Here is a 488-nt window from a genome sequence, read left to right as displayed (position 1 = left end):
GTGCATACGGCGGCGCCGAACAACCCCATCATCGCGACGGCCGGCGCCGCCGTATGCACTTCCAGCACGATACACAGGCCGCCCATCAGGAGGCCCAGCAGCGCGAACGTCAGGTAGTAACGCATCATCCCCTCCCAATCGGGCCGAATCGATCATGAAACCATGGTAGACGCAGATCCGCGCGCGGCACAGTATCCTTTGGTATGAGTAGCGTAAAACCACACACGACATGAGGATACGATGGACCGCTTCGCCGAACTGAAGGCCTTCTGCACCGTCGCCGCCACCGGCGGCTTCTCGCCCGCCGCGCGCCGGCTCGGACTCGTCACCTCGTCCGTCGCGCGCCTCGTCGACGCCCTCGAAGGCCGTCTCGGCGCCGTGCTGCTCAACCGGTCCACCCGCAGCGTCACCTTGACGGACGCGGGCCGCACGTATTACGAGGAAGCCCTGCGCATCCTGGAACGCCTCGACGCGGCCGACGAAGCGGC

The 488-nt window shown here is 66.2% G+C and carries 1 protein-coding gene; it reads left to right on the top strand.

Annotation, left to right across the window (positions count from 1 at the left end; all coding sequences use genetic code 11):
* Nucleotides 1-240: 240 nt before the first annotated feature.
* On the top strand, nt 241-488 hold a 248-nt coding region (locus ACEN88_RS34095; RefSeq protein WP_413346803.1), incomplete at its 3' end, for a LysR family transcriptional regulator.

It is taken from the genome of Massilia sp. CT11-108 (genome assembly GCF_047302915.1).
Lineage (GTDB): Bacteria > Pseudomonadota > Gammaproteobacteria > Burkholderiales > Burkholderiaceae_D > Telluria > Telluria orientalis.
Note: the sequence above shows the minus strand (reverse complement) of the source record. Positions and strands in the feature narration are given on the sequence as shown.